This window comes from Bacillus cereus (genome assembly GCF_007678085.1).
Lineage (GTDB): Bacteria > Bacillota > Bacilli > Bacillales > Bacillaceae_G > Bacillus_A > Bacillus_A cereus_BE.
In genome coordinates this window covers 698,129-719,940 of the sequence record NZ_VEDW01000002.1, presented here as the reverse complement: position 1 = coordinate 719,940, position 21,812 = coordinate 698,129, and the positions used below count along the sequence as shown (strand labels likewise).

The following is a 21,812-nucleotide window of genomic DNA, read 5'->3' as shown; positions in this document are numbered from 1 at the left end:
TATGATACAATTACCAATTACAAGGAGGATGAATTATGAAAAAAGTCATCTTAACAATTGTTTGTCTCCTCCTTCTAATCATTTCTTATTCTTATTTTGAAAAGAACGATGAGACAAAGCAAAATGAACCTGAAGAAAAAACTGAAAAAACATCTACTCCAAGTTGGATTGATAAACAAACAAACGAGTCCTTTTATCATCTCGTACTAGGTGATTCACTTGCCAAAGGATATGGATCGACACAAGGGGGATTTGCTGAATTAGCCTCGAGACAAATAGAATCACAAATTCATAAACCAATTACAGTAGAAAACCTTGGTATCAATGGTCTTACAACAGATCGTCTCGTTAAAAAAGTTCAATCAGAAGATGTAAAACAAAAAATTAGAGCGGCAAATATCATTACAATTAATATTGGAGGAAATAATTTATTTCGTTTAAATCGAGATGTCGGTGTTATAGATGGTATTAAAATGTTAAATAAAGAAAAGGCTCATTTTGAAGCGGATGTAAAAAGTATTGTAAAGACAGTTCGAGATGAAAATCCGGATGCTTTACTCATTCTTTCTGAACTCTATAACCCGTTACAACTCGATGACTCCATCACAAGTTATGCAGATATGTTTTTAGACGGCTGGAATGAATCCGTTTATTCCATTGCAAAAGCAAATCAACCATCTATCGTTTTACCAATTCGCAAATTAATATCTAATGATAAGAAAGAATTACTCTTTGACCAAGTACACCCTAATGACAAAGGCTATACGATTATTGCCGATTCATTTACAAAAAAAGTGTTGGCCTACAAATATTAAAATTTCCATGAAACAATTCTATTTTTATAACATGTCTTTTTTGTTACAATGAGAGTGGAAGGGGGCCTTTATATGGAATCACGCGAGTGGGAACGTATTGTTGATCATCTTCTTTCGCTAGTGCCTCTTTTTTATCGCAAATTTATGCTTCCTGGAGAATTTTCTTCTCAAAGACATATGCCGCCATCACATACACAAGTATTGCTACTTCTGCATGAAAATGGCACATTAGCAGTTTCCGAAATCGGCAAGCGGCTAGCGATTTCAAGGCCTAACATGACACCTCTATTAAACAAATTGATTCAAGAAGAACTAATAGAGCGTCATTATAGCGAAAAAGATCGACGGGTCATTTTAATTTCCCTAACAGCTGAAGGGAAATTGTTAGTAAATCAGTATCAACAATTCATTTTAGACAAATTAAAAGAAAATTTCCAAACATTATCTGAGGAAGAACGTGAAAAACTCATTCACTCTCTTCAAACCATTCAAAATTTAATTTTGAAAACAAACGCATAAAGCTGCTTCTAAATAGAAGCAGCTTTATGATTCGTAATAATTACCATAGTATACATTTGAATATGGCCATGTCGTTAAATATGGTTTTTGTTCTTGCGTAGATTGTTGTGGTGGTATTTGTGGTATTTGCTGTAATTGTTGTTGTCGATATAATTCGTATTGTCTATTCATATCATAAACCGGATAATAATTTACATATGGATATACTTGCGGTACGTAATAATAATACATTCATTCTCTCCCCCTTTTTCTTAAACATATTCAAAGGAGAAAATGAGTGTGACACTCTTTATATTTGCACGAGTGGTTCTCTCACTCGTTTCTTTCTGTTCTTCAAACGTAACTTACGGTTCTTTTCATATAAATAATGCACCACGAAATATGAAACTACACCAAACACAAATCCTAAAATCGTCATTCCGATTAATACATACACTTCACTCTGTAATAAACCCTTCAATATCGTAAAAATATGACTTGAAAACAAATCAGATATCGTAAATGGTTCATGATGTATTTTTTGTACCTGAAATGGATATATCATTTTTCCTAACGCATAAGCAAACGGGAATAAAAATACTGGTAGAAACGATATTTTCCCGATAATATTGCCAATAACCGCAGCAGGAAAAGATCCCTTTACTAATCGAACGATCGGATAAAATATTACATATACGAGCGATGCCGTATATAGGACCAACATCTCTAAACCAAAACCAATCGCAAAACCTAATGATACTTTCTTTGCTCCTTCTGGCGATCGAAGTAACTTATAATATTGAAACTTTAATATTCTCCACATCCGCTGAAAAAACGAATATGTTTTCTTAGTTGTTTTCACTCTCATCATCTCTTTAACTATATTTTTATACCTAGTATGCCCTTACACACTCCGAAAAACAAATTTCAGTTTCTCTTTTATTATAGATGATATCAAAATGGTTAACTAAATATACATATGACATTTCAATGTAAAAAAGTGCACCTCAAATTGTTATTCGTGTCTAACAATTTGAGGTGCACATCATTTAAGAAAGCTCTTCTACATTTTTAAATAAACTTACTAATAATGCTTTTTGCGCGTGCAATCGATTACCAGCTTGCTCAAAGACGATAGACTGTGGTCCATCTATAATTTCTCCTGTTACTTCTTCTTCACGATGGGCGGGTAAACAGTGTAAGAAACGATATGTTTGCTTCGCATGCATAACAAGTTCTTTATTAATTTGGTAAGGTTGAAATAAAGTATATTTCTCTTCTTCTCCCTCTTGCCCCATGCTCATCCAAACGTCAGTATAAATGAAATCTGCTTCACTCACTGCTAATTCAGGATTATACAAAATTTCAATTTCAGCTCCTGTTTCTTCAGCAATCATTAATGCTTTTTTTACAATTTCCTCATTCGGTTCATATCCTACAGGCGTCGCAACAGTCATATGCATTCCGACTTTCGCACTCGCTAACAACAATGAATGACATACGTTATTCCCATCACCTACATAAGCTAATTTAATTCCTTTAAATGTCTTCACTTCTTCATAAATCGTCATTAAATCTGCCAACGCTTGACAAGGATGGTGATCATCCGTTAATCCATTAATAACAGGTATACTCGATTCTTTTGCAAGCTCTTCTACATCGGCATGTGAGAATGTACGTATCATGATCCCGTCAATATAATGAGATAATACTTTCGCAGTATCTGAAACAGTTTCCCCTCTTCCAATTTGCATCTCTTTCCCACTTAAAAACATACCATGTCCTCCGAGCTGTACCATTCCTGCTTCAAAAGATACGCGAGTACGAGTTGAATGTTTATCAAAGATAAGCCCCAATATTTTTCCTTGTAATAAAGGCTCTTGCTTATTCTTTTTTAAATAGATAGCGAACTTAATTAAAGAAATGATTTCTTCTTGCGTCAGTTCTTCTAATGTTAAAAGATCTTTCGTATTTAATTTCGGTACTTGTACAGTTGACATAAAATTTCCCCCTTATATGATTGATACGTTTTTTGTACAAACTACTTTTTTTATCATATATACTGCCTGTTCTAACTCTTCATTCGTTACAATAAGTGGTGGTAATAGTCTTATCACATTAGATCCTGCTTGTAATACGAGAAGTCCTTCTTTCTCTAGTTGTTCTATCAAACTTGCAACTTCATGCTTACACTCAATCCCAATCATAAGCCCCTTACCACGTATATTTTGAATACATTCAACATGTCGTAATTCCTCTCGTAACTTCTCTAATACGTATTCGCCCTTTTCCTTTACCTCTTTTAAAAAAGATGGTTTCTTACTTACTTGCAATACTTCTTTCGCTGCAGCCATTGCAATATAATTTCCACCAAACGTTGAACCGTGTGATCCTGCAGTAAACGATGTTCCAAGTTCTTTCCTGCCAATCATCGCTCCAACAGGAATGCCATTTCCAAGTGCCTTAGCGGTAGTAACGATATGAGGAGATATTCCCATTTGCTCGTAAGCAAATAATGTCCCTGTTCTTCCAATCCCTGTTTGTACTTCGTCAATAATAAATAAAGAACCGAATTTATGACATAATGTTTCAATTGCTTTCAAAAAAGATAGATCAGCAGGGATGACTCCTCCCTCTCCTTGAATAACTTCTACCATTACTGCCGCTACTTCTTCATTCATTACTCCCTCTAATGCCTTTATATCGTTAAATGGGGTATGTAAAAAAGACGGTAGGAGCGGACCAAACCCTTCTTTCACCTTATTTTGCCCCGTCGCACTCATCGTTGCGAATGTTCTACCGTGAAAAGACTGCTGGCATGTTACGACGAGAGATTTTCCAGTATACTTACGAGCTAGCTTCAACGCAGCCTCATTCGCCTCTGACCCGCTATTACAGAAAAAAACAGAATCTAACGCTGTATTTTCTGTTAATAATGACGCTACTTCTTCTTGTAAGCTGTTTGTAAACAGGTTAGATATATGCCATATATCATGAAGTTGCTCTTGGACAGCTTTCATAACCTCAGGGTGACAATGTCCTAAATTACATACGCCAATTCCTGATGTAAAATCTAAATATCCCTTACCATTTTCATCAATGACTTTCGTTCCACTTCCCTTTACAAACTCAACATTTCTTCTCCCATACGTTTGAAAAAGATGACTTGTCATACGATACTTACTCCTTTCGTTACCGTCGTTCCGATACAGTCTCCCGTAACTTCAGTAAAATCTTTTGTACCGTTTACAATACTTATCTTTTGCACTCCCATTTTTAATGACGCTAGTGCCGCTTGTACTTTCGGAATCATTCCGCCTGTAATAACTCCTTTTTCTATTAAATTAATAATTTCCAATTCATCCGTTCTCTTTACTAACTTCCCTTCATGTAATATCCCATCTACATCCGTAATAAAAATGAGTTCTTTTGCGGATAATGCGGCTGCAATTCCAGCTGCAGCTGTATCCGCATTTATGTTATAAATCTCATTATCATGTATCCCGATCGGAGCAATAACAGGAATATAATTCAAATTTATCAATCCTTTTAGTAAGGCTGTTTCGACATAACTTACCTCTCCCACATATCCTATTTCTTCGCTGACAGGTTGAACTTGAAGTAAATTGCCGTCACACCCTGAACAACCTACCGCAAGTAAATTATGCCTTTGCAACTTCATTACAAATTTTTTATTCGTACTTCCGCATAGCACCATTTGAACAATATCCATAACTTCTTTTGGTGTTACTCGTAACCCATCTCTTTTTTCTACTTTGATGTTACAACCTTTTAATTGCGCATCAATTTCTGGGCCACCACCATGGACAATCACTACTTTATACTTCTGTTGCAATTTCTTTATACAATCAAAAAACACATCATTTAATTGATCCAACATACTACCGCCGCATTTCACTACAATATAATCGCTCATCTTCTCTCTCCTTATGTACGATAACAAGCGTTTATTTTCACATATTCATAACTTAAGTCACAGCCCCAAGCTGATCCGTTCTCTTCTCCTAAATGTAAATACACATCAATCATAATTTCATGTTCTTTTAATTTCTTTTTCATTTCCTCTTCAGAAAACATTTGAGGTTCACTATTTTTTAACACAGCGATAGATTGAAGAGTAATGTCAATTGTATCTGGATGAATCGCTACTTCACTTTGTCCCATACTGCTAATAATTCGCCCCCAATTTGGGTCTTCACCATATATTGCTGTTTTCACAAGACTCGAACCGACTATTTGCTTTGCAATTTTCTTTGCCTCTTCATTCGTTCGGGCCCCTAACACATTTACTTCTATTAACTTCGTAGCGCCTTCACCGTCTTGTGCTATTTTTTTTGCTAAATCTTCACATACCTTCTGTAAAGCAAATACGAAAGTTTCCCAATCTGTATGTTCCATATTGATTGGTTTCGTTTCTGATAATCCACTTGCCATAGCGATGACCATATCATTCGTAGAAGTATCTCCATCCACCGTAATTTGATTAAATGTATGATTCGTTATTTGGGATAATGCTATTTGCAATACGTCATGCTCTATATGAGCATCTGTCGTAATAAAACTTAGCATCGTTGCCATATTTGGATGAATCATCCCTGAACCTTTCGCAACACCCGCAATCGTCACTTTCTTCTCATCAATCATCATCTCATAGCACGTTTCTTTCGTTATAAGATCTGTCGTTAAAATCGCTTCAGAAAAAGAATGAGCTTCACTTACTTCCTTCGTAGGGATAAGAGTTGCAATTCCCTTTCGAATTAAATCCATCGGTAACGGAACACCAATTACACCTGTTGAAGCTATTGCAACGTAATGTTCTTTCACTCCAAAATGTTCCGCCCCTAATGTACGCATCTCGTAAGCATCTTGTAAGCCTTTCATTCCTGTACAAGCATTTGCATTTCCACTATTGACGATAATAGCTTGTAATTTCCCTTCAGCCGCTATACTTTCTTTCGTTACTTGCAACGGGGCTGCTTGTATTTGATTCGTTGTATAAACAGCGGCACATGATGCTGGCACTTCACAAATAATTACACCTAAATCCTTTTTTTCTTTTTTCAAACCATTTGCAGTACCGATTGCCGAAAATCCTTTTGGCGTTACAATGGAACCATTTTCTAATTTTGTAATAGACTCTACTTTAATCATCATGTCTCCCCTTATAGATAAAGCGGCATATGTTGTAAACCTGTTGTTTCTTCTAGTCCCGCTACAATATTTGCATTTTGAACCGCTTGCCCAGCCGCACCTTTCATCATATTGTCTATAACAGAAACGACTGTTACCCTTCCTGTTCTTTCATCGTAAGCTATCCCTATATCACAATAATTTGAGCCCCTTACTTCTTTCGGACTTGGAAATTCTCCTTGCGTACGAATTCGAATAAAAGCCGATTGTTCATACGTTTCTTCATATAATTTTTGAAGTTGTTCTATTTCCATTTCTCGTTTTACTTTCGCATAAAGTGTAACCATAATCCCCCGTGATATCGGTATTAAATGCGTACTAAACGTGATTGGTTTCGTTTCCCTATTCCACTCTGCAAGCATTTGCTCAATCTCAGGAACGTGTTGATGCTCATTTACTTTATAAATGTGCAAGTTATCATATAACTCAGGAAAGTGAGTCATTGTTGTTGGCATTTTGCCCGCTCCAGAGACTCCTGATTTCGCATCAATAATAATGGAGTCTTCTTCAATTATGCCGCTACGTACTAACGGCAATATCGCTAATAATGCTGCTGTAGCAAAACATCCTGGGTTTGCAATTAAATTTGTATTTTGAATCTCGGACCTTTTCCATTCACTTAACCCATATACAGCTTCACTAAGAACTTCTTCTTTTGCAGCTGTCCTTTTATACCACTGTTCATATATCGAAGGATCTTTCATACGAAAATCTCCAGATAGGTCAATTACTTTTAAGCCTACTGCTAATAATTTCGGAGTTAACTCTGTTGATACTCCTGCTGGGGTTGCTAAAAATACAATTTCTGCTTTCTTCTTTATTTCCTCCGCATCAATTTCTTGTAACGTATGAACAAGAACATTTTGAAAATGCGGATATACATTTGTTATACACTCGCCAACTTGCGAAAAAGAATGAAGAGATGCTATCGAAAAATATGGATGTTGCTCTAATAACCGAATTAATTCAATACCTCCATACCCAGTTGCTCCAATAATTGCGACTTTCATATGCTCCTCCTCATATCAATTCTTTAAATTAAGTATGATTATAATACTGTATATTTATAGAGTCAATTAAATATTTATTAATTTTACAAACTCCAAAAACTTAATTTTACTAGAAAAATAATATACACAACAGAATTTTTATACACAAATAGTGTATAGTAGTTTTTTCATTTCACTTCAAGTACAATAAAACAATACATGTATACATACAGGCGGGGAAAAACATGAATGAGAAATTAATTAAGAAAATGATTATAAAAAGTTTTCAGCAATATCAATGTAATCCTATGTCAAATGAGGATCAGGAAATGCTTGTTAAACATATTCAAACGATAATTCATTCAAATACTGAAATTGATGTATACGAGGCAGTTGAGGATATCGTTTACGATTATGTGACTGGAAAATAAAAAATAGGAGATTTCCATATGGAAATCTCCTATTTTTTACTTAATGATTTGCCTGCAACACGCTCAAATAAACCTGGGAATAGCGCATACAGCTTCGGACCAATGCCCATCCACTTCGGTAAGTTTACTTCACGCTTTTTCGTTTGCATCGATTTTACGATTTGCTCTGCTACATATGTTGGTTTTAACATGTACCGTCCCATATTTTTCACATATGTACCAGATTGATCAGCTATTTCAAAAAAGTTCGTATCTATCGGACCTGGATTAATCGCTGTTACGAAAACATTTGCATTAGACAACTCCATGCGTAAACTATTCGTAAATCCTAATACTGCATGTTTCGTTGCAGCATACGCACTCGATTTCGGAGTTGCAATTTTCCCAGCAAGTGAAGCAATATTAATAATATGCCCTTCGTTTCTTTTCACCATATAAGGTAGTACAGCTTTCGTACAAGCTACTAATCCAAATACATTTACTTGGAACATATCTTTCACTTCATCCATTGACGCATCTTCAAACGTTTTAAAAATACCAAATCCCGCATTGTTTACTAATATATCAATACGTCCTACTTCTTGTAATACCTTTGAAAAAACAGATTGTACTTCCGTCTCTTCGCTTACATCTAATACATAGTAATAGCAAGGCGTATTATAAGTTTCTTTAATTTTGTGTGCTAACGCTTTTAATTTCTCTTCTGTTCTAGCCATTAATACTGGAGTCGCCCCTAGCTCTGCAACTTGCATTGCAACTTGCTCTCCAATTCCACTAGAAGCACCTGTAATGACGATTACTTTATTTTGTAAACGTCCCGTCATTGCTGTCACCTACTTTGCATAATAAATCAATTGTTGTGAAGATTCATCAATCATCACTTGTTGATTATATGCTAAAAAGTCTAATTGTCCAACAGTTTCTGAAATAGTAAGTGGCAATTGTTCTTTATATAATACTGGAAATAGTTTTACACATACTTCAAATGCTGTCATTGGTTTTTCCTTTAATAACTCAAGCACTTTAAACGCACGTGTTTCTTGCTTTTGTAATCTCGTTTCAATAAGTTGTTTCACATTTAGAACATCTTCTCCATGTCCTGATAAAATGCGCGAAATATTCATTTCACTTAAACGCTTTAACGTTTGATTATATTGTAATAATGGGCGTGCTCTTTCTGTTTGTCCTTCATATGGTGGTTCTAATATTGGGTTCGAAGAAATATGACTAATGAGAGCATCCCCACCAATTAATATTCCATCAGATTCTCTATATAATGAAATATGAGTGGAAGCATGACCTGGTGTTTCAATTACTGTAAATCCAGGCATTGAATCAATACGATCTCCCTCTCTCACAGTATGCGTTAACGATCTATTACAAGAATATTTCAGTGTCCTTGTCGTCAATAACGCCTCGTCTTTTAAAAATGCTGCTGGAACACCAAATTGCAAAGCTGTCTCTCTAAAAAACTCATGATACCGCTTTAAAAATTCTGGATTTTGCGTGATCCAAGGCTCATTCCAAGGGTGTCCAATAATGTTCGTTTTCTCAGAAAATATATTTAAAAGCCCACAATGATCCGCATGATGATGCGTAATGACTACTGTTTCAATATCTTCTATCGCATATCCTAACGCACCTAATTGCCTTTCTAACGCACTTCTTGCCTCTTCTGTATTCGTTCCTGTATCAATTAATGTTAATGTCTCCCCCTCAACTAAAAGCACATTCACAGTTTCAACTGCAAATGGTACAGGAATCTCCATTCGGTGAATCGCCGTCATGCTTAGCCCCCCTGTCTCTTTCCGGTTCAAAAATGAATACTTCTTCAGTTTACAACTTCCTCATATATTTGTCATTATTTTCAGATAAAAAGAGGTGTTTCCTATAAAAAAACGAATGTATGTACATTTATAAGAATTTCTAACCAAATTTAAAGGAGGAACATCATGTCTATTCAAAACATTTCCTTTCTCGGTGCAGGCTCTATTGCTGAAGCTATTATTGGTGGCTTGTTACATGCAAATGTTGTGAAAGGCGAACAAATTACCGTAAGTAATCGTTCTAACGAGACAAGGTTACAGGAGCTACATAAAAAATATGGAGTCAAAGGTACGCATAATAAAAAAGAGCTACTTACTGATACAACTATTCTTTTTCTAGCAATGAAACCAAAGGATGTTGCAGAAGCGCTTACTCCTTTTAAAGAAGATATACATAATAACCTGCTTATTATTTCGCTATTAGCAGGTGTTTCTACCCACTCGATTAGAAACCTACTTCAAAAAGATGTTCCGATTATTCGCGCGATGCCAAATACATCTGCAGCGATTTTAAAATCAGCTACTGCTATCTCGCCTTCAAAACATGCAACAGCGGAACATATTCAGACTGCAATAGCTTTATTTGAAACGATCGGTCTCGTCTCTGTTGTAGAGGAAGAAGATATGCATGCTGTCACTGCATTATCCGGAAGTGGACCTGCTTATATTTATTACGTAGTGGAAGCGATGGAAGAAGCCGCAAAAACAATTGGTTTAAAAGAAGATGTTGCAAAGTCACTTATTCTTCAGACGATGATTGGTGCTGCTGAAATGCTAAAAGCAAGTGAAAAACACCCTTCTATTTTGCGAAAGGAAATTACTTCTCCTGGTGGAACGACCGAAGCAGGCATTGAAGTATTACAGGAACATAAATTTCAACAAGTACTTATATCTTGTATTACACAAGCTACACAACGATCACATAATCTTGGGAAAACATTAGAAGAACTAACAAAAGAAAAATAAAGTGAAACTTTAATCAGTGGGGTTTTCTTCATCCCCCACTGATTATTAGTTGAACCAATCGGACTTTTATGGGCAGTTGATCCCCCACCTAAATTCTTTGCTTTCGCTGAATTTTGAGTTGGGGGTCTTACTGCCCATTAAAGTGGGATAAAAAATGGAGCTCAATCTTACTTGAGCTCCATTTTTTATAAACATATATCGTTTAGTTATTAGTCTTCCCGAAAATCTCTTCTTGCAGACGGCGACCAGTTGGTGTTGCTGCAAGTCCACCTTCAGCTGTTTCACGAAGTGCTACTGGCATCGTTTGTCCGATTCTAAACATCGCCTCAATTACTTCATCACATGGAATTGTACTTGTTACGCCAGCTAATGCTAAATCAGCTGAAATCATCGCATTCGCAGCTCCTGCTGCATTACGTTTTACACAAGGTACTTCTACAAGCCCTGCAACAGGATCACATACTAAACCAAGCATATTCTTTAATGAAATTGCCATAGCTGTAGCTGCTTGATCTTGTGTTCCACCAGCCATCTCAACTGCTGCTGCTGCCGCCATTCCACTTGCTGAACCTACTTCAGCTTGGCAACCTCCTGCCGCGCCGGAAATACAAGCATTGTTCGCAACAACCATACCGAAAGCTCCTGCTGTAAATAAGAATTCAATCATTTCTTCTCGTGTAGGCTGCAATTTTTCTTGCAGTGCAAACAGTACACCTGGCACTGTTCCAGCAGACCCTGCTGTTGGTGTTGCACAAATAATTCCCATCGCTGCATTTACTTCATTTGTTGCAACAGCTTTGCTCACTGCGTCCAAAATCGTATCTCCAGATAAGCCTTTTCCGCTCTTCATATACGCCTGAACTTTCACAGCATCTCCGCCAGTTAAACCGGTCGGTGATTTCACACCGCGAATACCGCGCTCTACTGCTTGCTCCATAACGACTAAGTTCTTTTCCATACCAGCAATTACTTCTTCACGTGAAATACTTCTTGTTTCCATTTCACATTGAATCATAATTTCTGCGATTTTTACATTTTGTTCTTTAGCTTGCGCCACTAGTTCCGCTGCGTTCCGAAACATGGTGTGTCCCCCCTGCAATTATTCCATAATAGTTACTTGACAAATATTTTGTTGCGCGTTTATTTCTTCAATCACTTCATCTGCTAATAATTCATCTGTTTCAATAACCATCAGCGCTCTTCTTCCTTTTTCTTTACGAGAAACACTCATTGTACTAATGTTAATTTCATGTTTCGCAAGGATTGAAGCTACTGCTGCAATAGCACCGAAGCGATCGTTATTTACAATAAGTAGTGCTGGGCTCGTGCCTGTTAATTGAAGATCGAATCCGTTTAATTCTACAACTTCAATTTTACCGCCACCAATTGAGCAAGCAACAACTTCAATTTCTTCTTCACCTTTATACAAACGAATTCTCGCTGTATTTGGATGAGGTGCATTTGCATCCTCTTCAATGAATTCCACTTCAATTTCGCGCTCTTTTGCTATGTCTAGCGCCTCTGGAATACGTAAGTCATCTGTTTCAAACCCTAATATCCCACCGATCAGTGCTACATCTGTACCATGCCCACGATACGTCTTCGCAAATGATCCATATAATGAAATGCTTACTCTTTCTGGTTCATGACGAAACAGCTGGCGAGCAACTTGCCCCATTCTTGCTGCACCTGCTGTATGTGAACTTGATGGACCAATCATAACTGGACCAATAATATCAAATACTGAGCGATACTTCATCATAACTCCCCCTAAACCTCTATGAAAAAAATTTTTACTATTCTATTAAGCTACCGAAGCGGTTGCTTTTCCAGTTGTACTACGAATTTGTTCCGCTGTACGAATTGGATCGTTTTTGAATAACAGTGAAACAATATATCCTGAAATAATACTAGTTATCATAATAAATAAGAAACTTAGCATTACCTTCATTTAAAAAATAATATAAGCTATCTGGTAGCAATCCAAAGTTTAACACAGAACCCCTTACAAGGATAGCATAAACAAGTGAAACTCCCATTGCTTTCATACCTTTTAGTGCTTTAAAGCTAAAAAGTGAAAAAAGACTTCATACAAATGATAGTAATATATTTCCTAATTATTATTTCCATGTTGCTCTCTCACGATTTAGTCAACTTCACTTGTTACGACAAATGGCTAAAAAGCATATAGCCTACAATAAATTATAATCTGCCCTCATTATAGCTTGTTTTTAATAAAACGCTTACTTTTATTGAATTTTAAAAGTTCTGAATAACAATCCATTTTTGCTATTTGTACTAATCGTATGTCGTCTGACTTATATAACAGTTTTTCTAAATAATCGGTACTATGTATTTTTATCCTATATCTTCACATCATTAAAACGTTCTGTTTCATCCAATATAAGCATAAAATGATAACAGTTTTATTTTTAATTTTTTTAGAAATAAAAAAAATGGCAACCTCCCGTCGCCATTTTTTCATCCCATTATTATCTTTCTACTGGGAATAATTTCAAATCTGTAGCTATTTCTGTATTAGAAAATAACTCTCTTGCCTCTTTCAATAATTCCTTATATGTATCCCCTTGATAACGAGAACTAATATGAGTCAATATTAAACGTTTTGCATTTGCCTGAAGTGCAATACTCGCAGCTTGCTTAGATGTAGAATGAAAATAATCATACGCTTGTTGTTCATCTTCTGCCGCAAAAGTTGCCTCATGAACAAGTACGTCAGCGTCTTGTGCTAGCTCTCTACTCGCTTCACAATATCTTGTATCACCTAAAATGGTAATAATTCTTCCTTTTTGAGGTGGACCAATAAAGTCTTTTCCATTTAGTATCGTACCATTTTCTAATTCAACTACTTCCCCATCTTTTAAACGTTTAAAGAGCGGGCCAGGTTTCACACCCATCTCCAGCAATTTATCGACTAAAAGGGCGCCTTGTATATCTTTCTCTACGATACGATACCCGAAACATTCAATACCATGTGACAATCTTTTCGTTTCCACGTGAAATTCATTATCTTCAAACACAGTACCTTCTTCTGTTATCTCCACAATTTCAAGTGGGTATTTCACATGTGTCGTACTTACTGATAATGCCACTTCAATAAATTGTTTAATTCCTTTTGGTCCATACACTGTTAAAGGTGTATTCCCTCCTTGAAATGAACGGCTTCCTAATAAACCAGGCAAGCCAAAAATATGATCACCATGTAAATGCGTAATAAATATTTTTTCAATGCGGCGTGGGCGTACTGATGTATGTAATATTTGATGTTGCGTCGCCTCGCCACAATCAAATAACCAAGTCTGTCCTCGTTCTTCTAACAATTGCAAAGCAATTGCCGAAACGTTCCTTCCTTTCGAAGGAACACCTGCACCAGTTCCTAAAAATACAAATTCCACTTTCTTTCCTCCAGCTCTTTATATAATCTACCTTTCATCTTACGGAATGTTATTTCAAATGGCAAATCGAATTTACATAACCAATCATCTAGACAACTATATAACACGAACGTTATACTTAAAAAACTTAGCAATCGTTCGTGTTTTATGTTAAAATGATTATACTACATTTTAAGGGAGCGTTTTATTATGAAAGAAGCATTTCGTTTACAAACTGATTTTTCATCTTCATTTGATCGCTGGGTAAGTTCTTTCGTGTCTGATCACCCAGCACAATTAGAATGGACGACTTTGAAAGAATTAATCCATGAATATACAACAACACATACAAATGATTCGTTACCAACATATATTTCTTCAGCTTTAACATATTACGCACAACGCGTTTCAACAACAAACAGTTCAGAAATTGTTATTTTTGAAAATGCTACAATCTCATAATCTATAATAAAAAAGCACTGATTACAGTGCTTTTTTATTTATATACATACTCATTCCATCTTTTTGTTTTCACTTAACATAGGCCGAAAAAAATCTTGCCACTTCTACATAAACTTATTTTCTAATTTTTGTTGAAACGTTTTTTCTTGCTTACGTAATAATTGACTACCTCGTTGTAAAATCGGCATTCCATATTTATCATTAATTTGATCGATGACAGCAAGTAGCGGCTCTTCTTTCGCATCTTCTTCAAATGAAAATAAATCTAATTGTTTCACCGATTCTGCCTTCCACTCTATTTCAGTAGCTGTAACACCTAGTAAACGAACGGAATCACCATCCCAATGTTGCTTCCATAAACGAGATGCTGCCTGAAAAATATCTCGTTCTTCCCAAATGGCATTTTTTAATTGCTTACTCCGCGTTACTGTCCGCCTATCATGATATTTAATCATAATTTGAATATTATAGCTGACAAGAGTTCGTTTTTGTAATCTTTTACTCACTGATTTTGATAGCCGTTCTAACATATCAAGTAATTCTTTCTCTTCATCCATATCCTTTGAAAAAGTCATCGAATTACCAACGCTTTTATGTTGTCCCATTTGACTCGGATCAACTTCCCTATCATCCATACCTTTTGCCCGCCGCTTTAAATCGACACCGTGCTTTCCAATTTTAGCGCGAATGATATGTTCGTTTCCTTTTGCTAACTGCTCAATTGTTTGTATATGAATATCGTTTAATTTTTCAGCTGTTTTTTCTCCAATTCCATGCATCGCTCCAACTGGAAGTGGCCAAATCATTTCTGGAATATCTCGTTTTCGAAGTACGGTAATACCGAGAGGCTTTTTCATATCAGAAGCTGTTTTTGCTAGAAAAAGGTTTGGAGCAATTCCGATGCTACATGGAAGCTGTAACTCTGTTAATAATGCTTGTTGAATCATCTTTGCTATTTCAAGAGGCGAACCAAGTGCGTAGCAATCTGTAATATCTAAATATCCCTCATCTATAGAGACTGGTTGTATTTTTTCCGTAAAACGAGAAAGGATTTGAAACATTTGAAATGATGCTTCACGATATAATGTAAAATTAGGACGCCTTACAACTAATTGCGGACATAACCTTTTTGCCTCCCAAAGAGGCATCGTCGTACGTATCCCATATTCCCTCGCCTCATAACTACATGTTATGATAATTCCTTTTCTTTCTTTTTCATTTCCAGCAACCGCTAATGGCTTTCCTTTTAATGATGGGTCATGAACAATTTCAACTGATGCGAAGAAACAATTCATATCTACATGTAAAATAACACGACCCTTTTTCGGATACATTTCTCGCATAGTACTCACTCCCTAATCAGAACGTTCGTTCCTTCATTATATCAAATTTTGCATAATAGTTATAATAATTACTTGTTCTTTCCCTTTTATACATTCGATATAATTCACATAAAATAGATATAATTGTAAAAAGAGATGATCATGATGAAATCAACTAATAAACTCAACTATACGTTTCTTGTGATTATATTAATCATAGCCATTAATTATTTACTACTCCCTATTTTCAATATTAATACGTTTGGCTTCTTCCCTCGCCTGGTACATATAGCAACAACTTATATACTGCCATGGATTTTCTTGTATTGGCTGATTCGCCTTGTAAAAGCAATTGAATCAAAATAAAAAGCGTGTAAATCAATTGTGATTTACACGCTTTTCTACTATATTACTTCGCTACTTCTTCAATAATAGCAACAACTAATTCTGCTGTTTTCGCTAATTCTTCAACAGGAATCTTTTCGTTTGTTGTATGAATTTCTTCATAACCAACCGCTAAGTTAACTGTTGGAATACCATGTCCTGCAATTACGTTTGCATCACTTCCGCCACCACTTTGATGAAGAGAAGGTGTACGACCAATTTTTTCAGCTGCACGTTTTGCAACTTCTACAACGTGATCGCCATCAGCAAATTTAAATCCTGGGTACATAACGTTTACTTCCACGTCTGCTTGACCGCCCATTTCTTTTGCAGTTGTTTCAAATGCTTCTTTCATTTTCGCAACTTGTACTTCCATTTTTTCATTGATTAAAGAACGTGCTTCTGCAAAGATTTGTACATGATCGCAAACGATATTCGTTTGTGTACCACCTTCAAAACGTCCAATATTTGCAGTTGTTTCAGAATCAATACGACCAAGTGGCATCTTCGCAATTGCTTTCGCTGCGATAGTAATTGCAGATACACCTTTTTCTGGTGCTACACCAGCGTGAGCTGTTTTCCCGCGAATAATTGCATTCACTTTCGCTTGTGTTGGAGCTGCAACAACGATTTCACCAACTTTTCCATCGCTATCTAATGCGTAACCGTATTTCGCTGTAATGCGCTCACGATCTAATGCTTTTGCACCAACAAGACCAGATTCTTCTCCAACTGTAATAATAAATTCAATTTTACCATGAGGGATATTTTTCTCTTTTAAAATACGAATTGCTTCGAACATTGATGCTAATCCTGCTTTATCATCCGCACCTAAAATCGTAGTACCATCTGATACGATATATCCATCTTTAATAGAAGGCTTAATTCCATTACCAGGAACTACTGTATCCATATGAGAAGTAAAGTAAATTGTATCAACACCATCTTTTGTCGCTGGTAATGTACAAATTAAATTACCTGCACCATGCCCAGTAACAGCCATTGTGTCATCTTCAAATACTTCTACACCTAAATCTGTAAATTTCTTTGTTAATACTTTGCAAATTTCTGCTTCAAATTTCGTTTCAGAATCTACTTGTACTAATTCCATAAATTCATTTACTAAACGTTCTTGATTAATCATAAGACTGCGCCTCCTGCACTACCATTATGTATGTAACACTATTAATTATAACAGAATTTCGCAAAAGTTTCGAAATACAAGACAAAAAACAGACGGTTTATATGTCTAGATAACCATCTGCTTTCTATTACTCATTTAACAATACCCAGCGCATATGATCTTCCCATACTCCATTTACCATTAACATCTTCCTAGACACGCCCTCATATTGAAAGCCTATCTTCGTCACTACTTGTATAGATGCTAAATTTCGCGGCATAATCGGTGCCTCTATACGATGTAAATGAAATTCTTCGAAAGTAACTTGAATAGCTTTCCTAAGCGCCTCTGTCGTATAACCTTTATTCAATTCTGCCTTATCTAATTTATAGCTGAGCACACAAGATTGATAAATGCCGCGAACAATTAGATTAAATGAGATACACCCAATAATTTTTGTATCATCACCCTTTTTAAAAATCCAAAGCCTGATGATTTTACCTTCTGCAAACTCTTTTCTATCCTTTTGTAACTTTTTCTTTTGATAATCTAACGTAAAAAAATCATCCGGTCTATACTCTTCCCAAGCTTTTAAAAATTCACGATTTCTGTCGTAATATTGAAGAACTTTTTCAGCATACGACTCATCAATTTCCCTTAAATGCAAACGATTTGTTTCATATATTTTCATCATCGTATCTCCATTCTTCAGCTTGCATAACAAAAAACTTATACTCCAACATTTTATATATTCTCTACATACATACAAATTTCCTGTTATACTTTACACGCACTTCTCGAATTTTGTCATTTCTCTCCCCTTGTCCACAATATCATTTCTCGTTACAATAATATTGTACTGATTTGCAAGGAGGTATAACGATGCATAAAAAAGCTCAAAAAGTTATGATTTATGTAATGCTAATTTCTATGCTTGTAACAACATTACTTGCTGGCGCGAGTATGTTTTGGTAAAAAGGACGATCTGTTCGTCCTTTTTTTACTTTTTACACATAACATAACAAAATAAACCATCTCGATATCGAGATGGTTTATTTTATATAAAGCACAATCGCTACAATACTAAAGGAAAATGACATTACAAGTGCTATTATAAAACTTGTATATTGTTTTTGCTGAAATGCTCCAATAACAAAAGTAAGATTGAGTAATGCCATACATACAATTGCTACAAGATATGAACATATATTAAAAGTTGCCAATATGAATGTAATAACAAATAGAAATCCCATAAAAAATTGCATATACGAAATTTTTGGATTCAAGTACATATGAGCAACCCCTTTACCTATTTTTATCTTTCTATACCTTCATTAACTCATGGTTATGTACACATGTCAAGACAACTTATTACAATAGAAAAAGCCAACCTTTTCGTTGGCTTTTTCATATGCAATGGCTCCTTTTTGTTTCGCCAATTGCTGAAATGATTTTTTCGACTTCACAATCCATACTTTCGTTCCAATTGGAATGCGATCAAATAAATACTCCACATCGTTTTTCTTCATTCTTATACATCCTTGTGAAATATACTTTCCGATTGAACTAGGTTGGTTTGTTCCATGTATTCCATATTTACTCCCATCAGTTCCTCTTGCATTAAATCCAATCCACCTTGACCCAAGTGGATTTTTCGGTGATCCACCTGGAATATCCTTCGCAATATAATACGGATCCTTCGCTTTCATTACAACATCAAAAGTTCCCTCTGGAGTTAATTCATTTGTTTTCCCTGTCGCTACTGGAAAAACCTTTTGAATCTTTCCATCGTCAATATAAGCTAATTTATTCGTCGCTTTATTTACAATAATGAAAGGATCTCCGGCACGTGGATTATCACCAAGAGGCCAAATAGGTGATAAAGAAAGAAATAATATGAGAGAGAGAAGATACGGCATAAATAATTCCTACCTTCTATATAAGTTCTTTTATATTATCCTTTCCCTTAAAACGGCTTTTAATGAGTAAATATTGTTCCATTTCATACACAAGTTGAACAAGCTTCGCACGTATCTCAAATTCTTCACGTGTAACGGGCAATGGCATGTCTCTAAATAATTCTCTCATTTCTTGCAGCTGCCTTAAGGAAATAACCCCAGTACTCTCAGGGCTAATAGCATTCCCAATGTTTTCAACCACATCCGCAATCATGTCAGCTTGTTCATATGTCCATGATAAAGAAGCTGCTAATGGTATCATCCGCTCTAAAATTTCGAATTGTTGCATACGCATATTAAAATAACGATAGTAATAGCCATCTTCTCGCATAAATGCATTCTCAAGTTTCTTAAACGATAAATCCCTTGCTTCATTTAGCATATTTTCAGTTTCAATAAGTTCTGCCCCGCTCCAACTACTTTCTCTGTTTCGTAAATAAACGACCATTTCAAACAAAATTGTTTTAAAATTACTTTCTATTGTATCCTGATACTCTTTTAGCTTATTTTCACTACTTGGCATATACATATTCACTAATAAAGCCACACTAATCCCTATCGTTAATATCGCAATTTCATTTCCAACAATAAGCCATGTAATTTGTTTCAATGAATATAGATGCATCACAATAACTGAACTCGTGACAATACCTTCTTGAATTTTAAGCATAACTGCAGTCGGAATAAATGTAAGCAATAATATACTAATTGCAAGTGGTGTATAGCCAATTGTTTCAAAAATACAAAACGCGAATACCATTGATAATACACAAGCTAAAAAACGATGTAACGATACCTGAAGTGATTTACGTTTCGTATTTTGTACACATAATATAACTAAAATACCTGCTGAACTATAAAATTCTAATCCTAATAACTGAGCAATAAAAACTGCTGCGCCTGTCCCTATTGCTGTTTTTACTGTACGGTATCCAATTTTGAACATAGCATTGCTCCTATATGTATAAACGTATTTACAGTTAGTATAAAAAAAGGATGACACAATGTCATCCTTTTCTACTTATTATTCACGTAACCATTACATATTACAATATTTTTTGTAAAAATTGTTGCGCACGCTCACTTTTCGGTGCTGCAAAAAATTGTGCTGGCTCACTATCTTCTACAAGTTTTCCACCATCTAAAAAGAGAACACGATCTGCTACTTCTTTTGCGAATCCCATTTCATGTGTAACAATCGCCATTGTCATTCCTGTCGTAACTAATGATTTCATAACTTCTAACACTTCTTTCACCATCTCTGGATCTAGTGCTGATGTTGGTTCATCAAATAACATCACTTCTGGTTCCATCGCTAACGCTCTCGCAATTGCTACACGTTGCTTTTGTCCTCCCGAAAGACGATTCGGGTACGTATCTTTTTTATCTAATAAACCGACCTTTTCTAAAAGTTTTTCGGATTTCTTTTCAGCTTCTTGTTTCGTTACTCCTTTTACATTGATAGGAGCATACGTAATATTTTCTAATACAGTCATATGAGGAAATAGGTGAAAATGCTGAAATACCATTCCGACATTTTCACGAACGTGCATAACATTCGTTTTCGGATTCGTTACTTCTTCCGTTCCAATCCAAATGTGACCATTTGTCGGTGCTTCTAGCACATTCATACAACGTAAAAATGTTGATTTCCCTGATCCAGACGGTCCAATAATTGCTACTACTTCCCCTTTTTCAATCGTTGTTGTAATTCCTTTTAATACTTCGTTTTTTCCAAATGATTTATGAAGGTTTTCAATTTTAATCACTTTTCTTCATTCTCCCTTCAATTGCCTTCCCGACTAATGTAAGAATAATGACTAACATATAATAAATGAGTCCAACAAAAAGTAATGGTTCAAGATATTTAAACGTCTCACCGCCTACAATGTAAGCACGGCGCATTAAATCCGTCGCTCCTATTACTGTTACTACAGCCGATTCTTTCGTAAGTGTCGCAAACTCGTTCACAAGCGCTGGTAATATATTTTTTAATGCTTGAGGGAAAATGATATTTCGCATCATTTTCCCGTAAGGAATCCCTAAAGCCATCGCTGCTTCTGTTTGTCCTTTATCAACCGCTTGAATGCCCGCGCGGATTACCTCTGACATATATGCCCCTGAATTTAAGCTAAATGCTAATACAGCTGCTACGAATGCTGGTATTTCATAACCAATTATTTGCGGGACACCGAAATAAATAATCATTAATTGCAATACAAGTGGTGTACCACGGAAAATTGATGTATAAAAATCTGCCGCTATATTTAATACTCGTATTCTAGCAATTTTGCAAAGCGCTAATAACGTTCCTAAAATAAATCCTACTAGCGCTGATACTGCTACAATTTTCAAAGTAACTTCTAGGCCTTTTAGTATATATGGTATCGAAGGCGTAATCGCTGAAAAATCTAAGTTCATTCTTTTCATTC

27 protein-coding genes are annotated in these 21,812 nt (G+C 35.6%); 7 read left to right on the top strand and 20 right to left on the bottom strand.

The window, feature by feature from the left end; genetic code table 11:
• Window positions 1-35: 35 nt before the first annotated feature.
• Both FS742_RS12975 and FS742_RS12970 read left to right on the top strand, forming a co-directional pair.
• Entirely contained in the window at window positions 36-815 is a 780-nt protein-coding gene (locus tag FS742_RS12975) for a GDSL-type esterase/lipase family protein (protein WP_087956871.1), read from the top strand.
• Between the two features lie 72 nt (window positions 816-887).
• Complete coding sequence (locus FS742_RS12970) at window positions 888-1,334, top strand: MarR family winged helix-turn-helix transcriptional regulator (protein WP_000445817.1); 447 nt, start codon at window positions 888-890, stop codon at window positions 1,332-1,334.
• 24 nt (window positions 1,335-1,358) lie between these two features.
• On the opposite strand, the gene FS742_RS12965 is transcribed toward FS742_RS12970, so the two are convergent.
• The 7 genes from FS742_RS12965 to argC form a co-directional block, all read right to left on the bottom strand.
• Window positions 1,359-1,565, bottom strand: coding sequence for a hypothetical protein (locus FS742_RS12965; protein ID WP_144612743.1), 207 nt, complete (start codon window positions 1,563-1,565; stop codon window positions 1,359-1,361).
• Between the two features lie 58 nt (window positions 1,566-1,623).
• Window positions 1,624-2,184, bottom strand: a complete 561-nt coding sequence (locus FS742_RS12960) for a DUF2062 domain-containing protein (protein ID WP_144612741.1) — start codon at window positions 2,182-2,184, stop codon at window positions 1,624-1,626.
• Window positions 2,185-2,362: 178 nt separating this feature from the next.
• The gene (gene argF, locus FS742_RS12955) at window positions 2,363-3,313 is read right to left on the bottom strand and encodes an ornithine carbamoyltransferase (RefSeq protein WP_144612739.1); all 951 of its coding nucleotides are present in this window, start codon (window positions 3,311-3,313) and stop codon (window positions 2,363-2,365) included.
• Window positions 3,314-3,325: 12 nt separating this feature from the next.
• The gene (locus FS742_RS12950; RefSeq protein ID WP_144612737.1) at window positions 3,326-4,486 is read right to left on the bottom strand and encodes an acetylornithine transaminase; all 1,161 of its coding nucleotides are present in this window, start codon (window positions 4,484-4,486) and stop codon (window positions 3,326-3,328) included.
• Window positions 4,483-5,250 (bottom strand): acetylglutamate kinase, encoded by a 768-nt coding sequence (gene argB, locus FS742_RS12945; protein ID WP_144612735.1) that lies wholly within the window; start codon window positions 5,248-5,250, stop codon window positions 4,483-4,485. The genes FS742_RS12950 and argB overlap by 4 nt, the downstream gene beginning before the upstream one ends.
• An 11-nt stretch (window positions 5,251-5,261) precedes the next feature.
• Complete coding sequence (gene argJ / locus FS742_RS12940; RefSeq protein ID WP_144612733.1) at window positions 5,262-6,485, bottom strand: bifunctional glutamate N-acetyltransferase/amino-acid acetyltransferase ArgJ; 1,224 nt, start codon at window positions 6,483-6,485, stop codon at window positions 5,262-5,264.
• A gap of 11 nt (window positions 6,486-6,496) precedes the next feature.
• Window positions 6,497-7,534, bottom strand: coding sequence for an N-acetyl-gamma-glutamyl-phosphate reductase (gene argC / locus FS742_RS12935; RefSeq protein ID WP_144612731.1), 1,038 nt, complete (start codon window positions 7,532-7,534; stop codon window positions 6,497-6,499).
• A gap of 224 nt (window positions 7,535-7,758) precedes the next feature.
• On the opposite strand from argC, the gene FS742_RS12930 reads away from it, so the two are divergent.
• Complete coding sequence (locus FS742_RS12930) at window positions 7,759-7,944, top strand: YqzH family protein (RefSeq protein ID WP_144612729.1); 186 nt, start codon at window positions 7,759-7,761, stop codon at window positions 7,942-7,944.
• Window positions 7,945-7,973: 29 nt separating this feature from the next.
• Here the strand turns inward: FS742_RS12930 and FS742_RS12925 are convergent, their stop codons facing one another.
• Both FS742_RS12925 and FS742_RS12920 read right to left on the bottom strand, forming a co-directional pair.
• A complete protein-coding gene (locus FS742_RS12925; protein WP_144612727.1) occupies window positions 7,974-8,768 on the bottom strand; it encodes an SDR family oxidoreductase in 795 nt (264 codons plus the stop codon).
• Window positions 8,769-8,777: 9 nt separating this feature from the next.
• A complete protein-coding gene (locus FS742_RS12920) occupies window positions 8,778-9,731 on the bottom strand; it encodes an MBL fold metallo-hydrolase (protein WP_144612725.1) in 954 nt (317 codons plus the stop codon).
• 165 nt (window positions 9,732-9,896) lie between these two features.
• Here FS742_RS12920 and proI point away from each other — a divergent pair, with 165 nt between their 5' ends.
• Window positions 9,897-10,736 carry a pyrroline-5-carboxylate reductase ProI gene (gene proI, locus FS742_RS12915; protein ID WP_144612723.1) on the top strand — a complete coding sequence of 280 codons (840 nt, stop codon included), beginning with the start codon at window positions 9,897-9,899 and terminating at the stop codon, window positions 10,734-10,736.
• Window positions 10,737-10,938: 202 nt separating this feature from the next.
• Here proI and sdaAA read toward each other — a convergent pair whose 3' ends face one another.
• The 3 genes from sdaAA to rnz form a co-directional block, all read right to left on the bottom strand.
• Window positions 10,939-11,817, bottom strand: coding sequence for an L-serine ammonia-lyase, iron-sulfur-dependent, subunit alpha (gene sdaAA / locus FS742_RS12910; RefSeq protein ID WP_144612722.1), 879 nt, complete (start codon window positions 11,815-11,817; stop codon window positions 10,939-10,941).
• An 18-nt stretch (window positions 11,818-11,835) separates the two neighbouring features.
• Window positions 11,836-12,495 carry an L-serine ammonia-lyase, iron-sulfur-dependent subunit beta gene (gene sdaAB / locus FS742_RS12905; protein WP_048531003.1) on the bottom strand — a complete coding sequence of 220 codons (660 nt, stop codon included), beginning with the start codon at window positions 12,493-12,495 and terminating at the stop codon, window positions 11,836-11,838.
• A gap of 733 nt (window positions 12,496-13,228) precedes the next feature.
• The gene (rnz, locus tag FS742_RS12895) at window positions 13,229-14,152 is read right to left on the bottom strand and encodes a ribonuclease Z (RefSeq protein ID WP_144612720.1); all 924 of its coding nucleotides are present in this window, start codon (window positions 14,150-14,152) and stop codon (window positions 13,229-13,231) included.
• A gap of 189 nt (window positions 14,153-14,341) precedes the next feature.
• On the opposite strand from rnz, the gene FS742_RS12890 reads away from it, so the two are divergent.
• Complete coding sequence (locus tag FS742_RS12890) at window positions 14,342-14,593, top strand: DUF3932 family protein (protein WP_000656495.1); 252 nt, start codon at window positions 14,342-14,344, stop codon at window positions 14,591-14,593.
• Between the two features lie 104 nt (window positions 14,594-14,697).
• Here FS742_RS12890 and FS742_RS12885 read toward each other — a convergent pair whose 3' ends face one another.
• Window positions 14,698-15,936, bottom strand: coding sequence for a DNA polymerase IV (locus FS742_RS12885; protein WP_144612718.1), 1,239 nt, complete (start codon window positions 15,934-15,936; stop codon window positions 14,698-14,700).
• Between the two features lie 144 nt (window positions 15,937-16,080).
• On the opposite strand from FS742_RS12885, the gene FS742_RS12880 reads away from it, so the two are divergent.
• Window positions 16,081-16,281, top strand: coding sequence for a hypothetical protein (locus FS742_RS12880; protein WP_046957503.1), 201 nt, complete (start codon window positions 16,081-16,083; stop codon window positions 16,279-16,281).
• A 43-nt stretch (window positions 16,282-16,324) separates the two neighbouring features.
• On the opposite strand, the gene FS742_RS12875 is transcribed toward FS742_RS12880, so the two are convergent.
• Window positions 16,325-17,443: a tripeptidase T gene (locus tag FS742_RS12875; RefSeq protein ID WP_144612716.1), complete on the bottom strand. Its 1,119-nt coding sequence runs from the start codon at window positions 17,441-17,443 to the stop codon at window positions 16,325-16,327.
• Window positions 17,444-17,570: 127 nt separating this feature from the next.
• The gene (locus FS742_RS12870; RefSeq protein WP_144612714.1) at window positions 17,571-18,116 is read right to left on the bottom strand and encodes a GNAT family N-acetyltransferase; all 546 of its coding nucleotides are present in this window, start codon (window positions 18,114-18,116) and stop codon (window positions 17,571-17,573) included.
• A 188-nt stretch (window positions 18,117-18,304) separates the two neighbouring features.
• Here FS742_RS12870 and prli42 point away from each other — a divergent pair, with 188 nt between their 5' ends.
• Entirely contained in the window at window positions 18,305-18,397 is a 93-nt protein-coding gene (gene prli42, locus FS742_RS27575; protein ID WP_000549038.1) for a stressosome-associated protein Prli42, read from the top strand.
• Window positions 18,398-18,474: 77 nt separating this feature from the next.
• Here prli42 and FS742_RS12865 read toward each other — a convergent pair whose 3' ends face one another.
• The 5 genes from FS742_RS12865 to FS742_RS12845 form a co-directional block, all read right to left on the bottom strand.
• Entirely contained in the window at window positions 18,475-18,714 is a 240-nt protein-coding gene (locus tag FS742_RS12865; RefSeq protein WP_016135324.1) for a DUF3894 domain-containing protein, read from the bottom strand.
• A gap of 66 nt (window positions 18,715-18,780) precedes the next feature.
• Window positions 18,781-19,341, bottom strand: coding sequence for a L,D-transpeptidase (locus tag FS742_RS12860; RefSeq protein WP_144612713.1), 561 nt, complete (start codon window positions 19,339-19,341; stop codon window positions 18,781-18,783).
• 16 nt (window positions 19,342-19,357) lie between these two features.
• The gene (locus FS742_RS12855; RefSeq protein ID WP_000472675.1) at window positions 19,358-20,326 is read right to left on the bottom strand and encodes an aromatic acid exporter family protein; all 969 of its coding nucleotides are present in this window, start codon (window positions 20,324-20,326) and stop codon (window positions 19,358-19,360) included.
• 100 nt (window positions 20,327-20,426) lie between these two features.
• Window positions 20,427-21,149, bottom strand: a complete 723-nt coding sequence (locus FS742_RS12850) for an amino acid ABC transporter ATP-binding protein (RefSeq protein ID WP_144612711.1) — start codon at window positions 21,147-21,149, stop codon at window positions 20,427-20,429.
• A complete protein-coding gene (locus FS742_RS12845) occupies window positions 21,142-21,801 on the bottom strand; it encodes an amino acid ABC transporter permease (protein ID WP_088608131.1) in 660 nt (219 codons plus the stop codon). Before FS742_RS12845 ends, FS742_RS12850 begins: the two co-directional genes overlap by 8 nt.
• Between the last annotated feature and the right edge of the window lie 11 nt (window positions 21,802-21,812).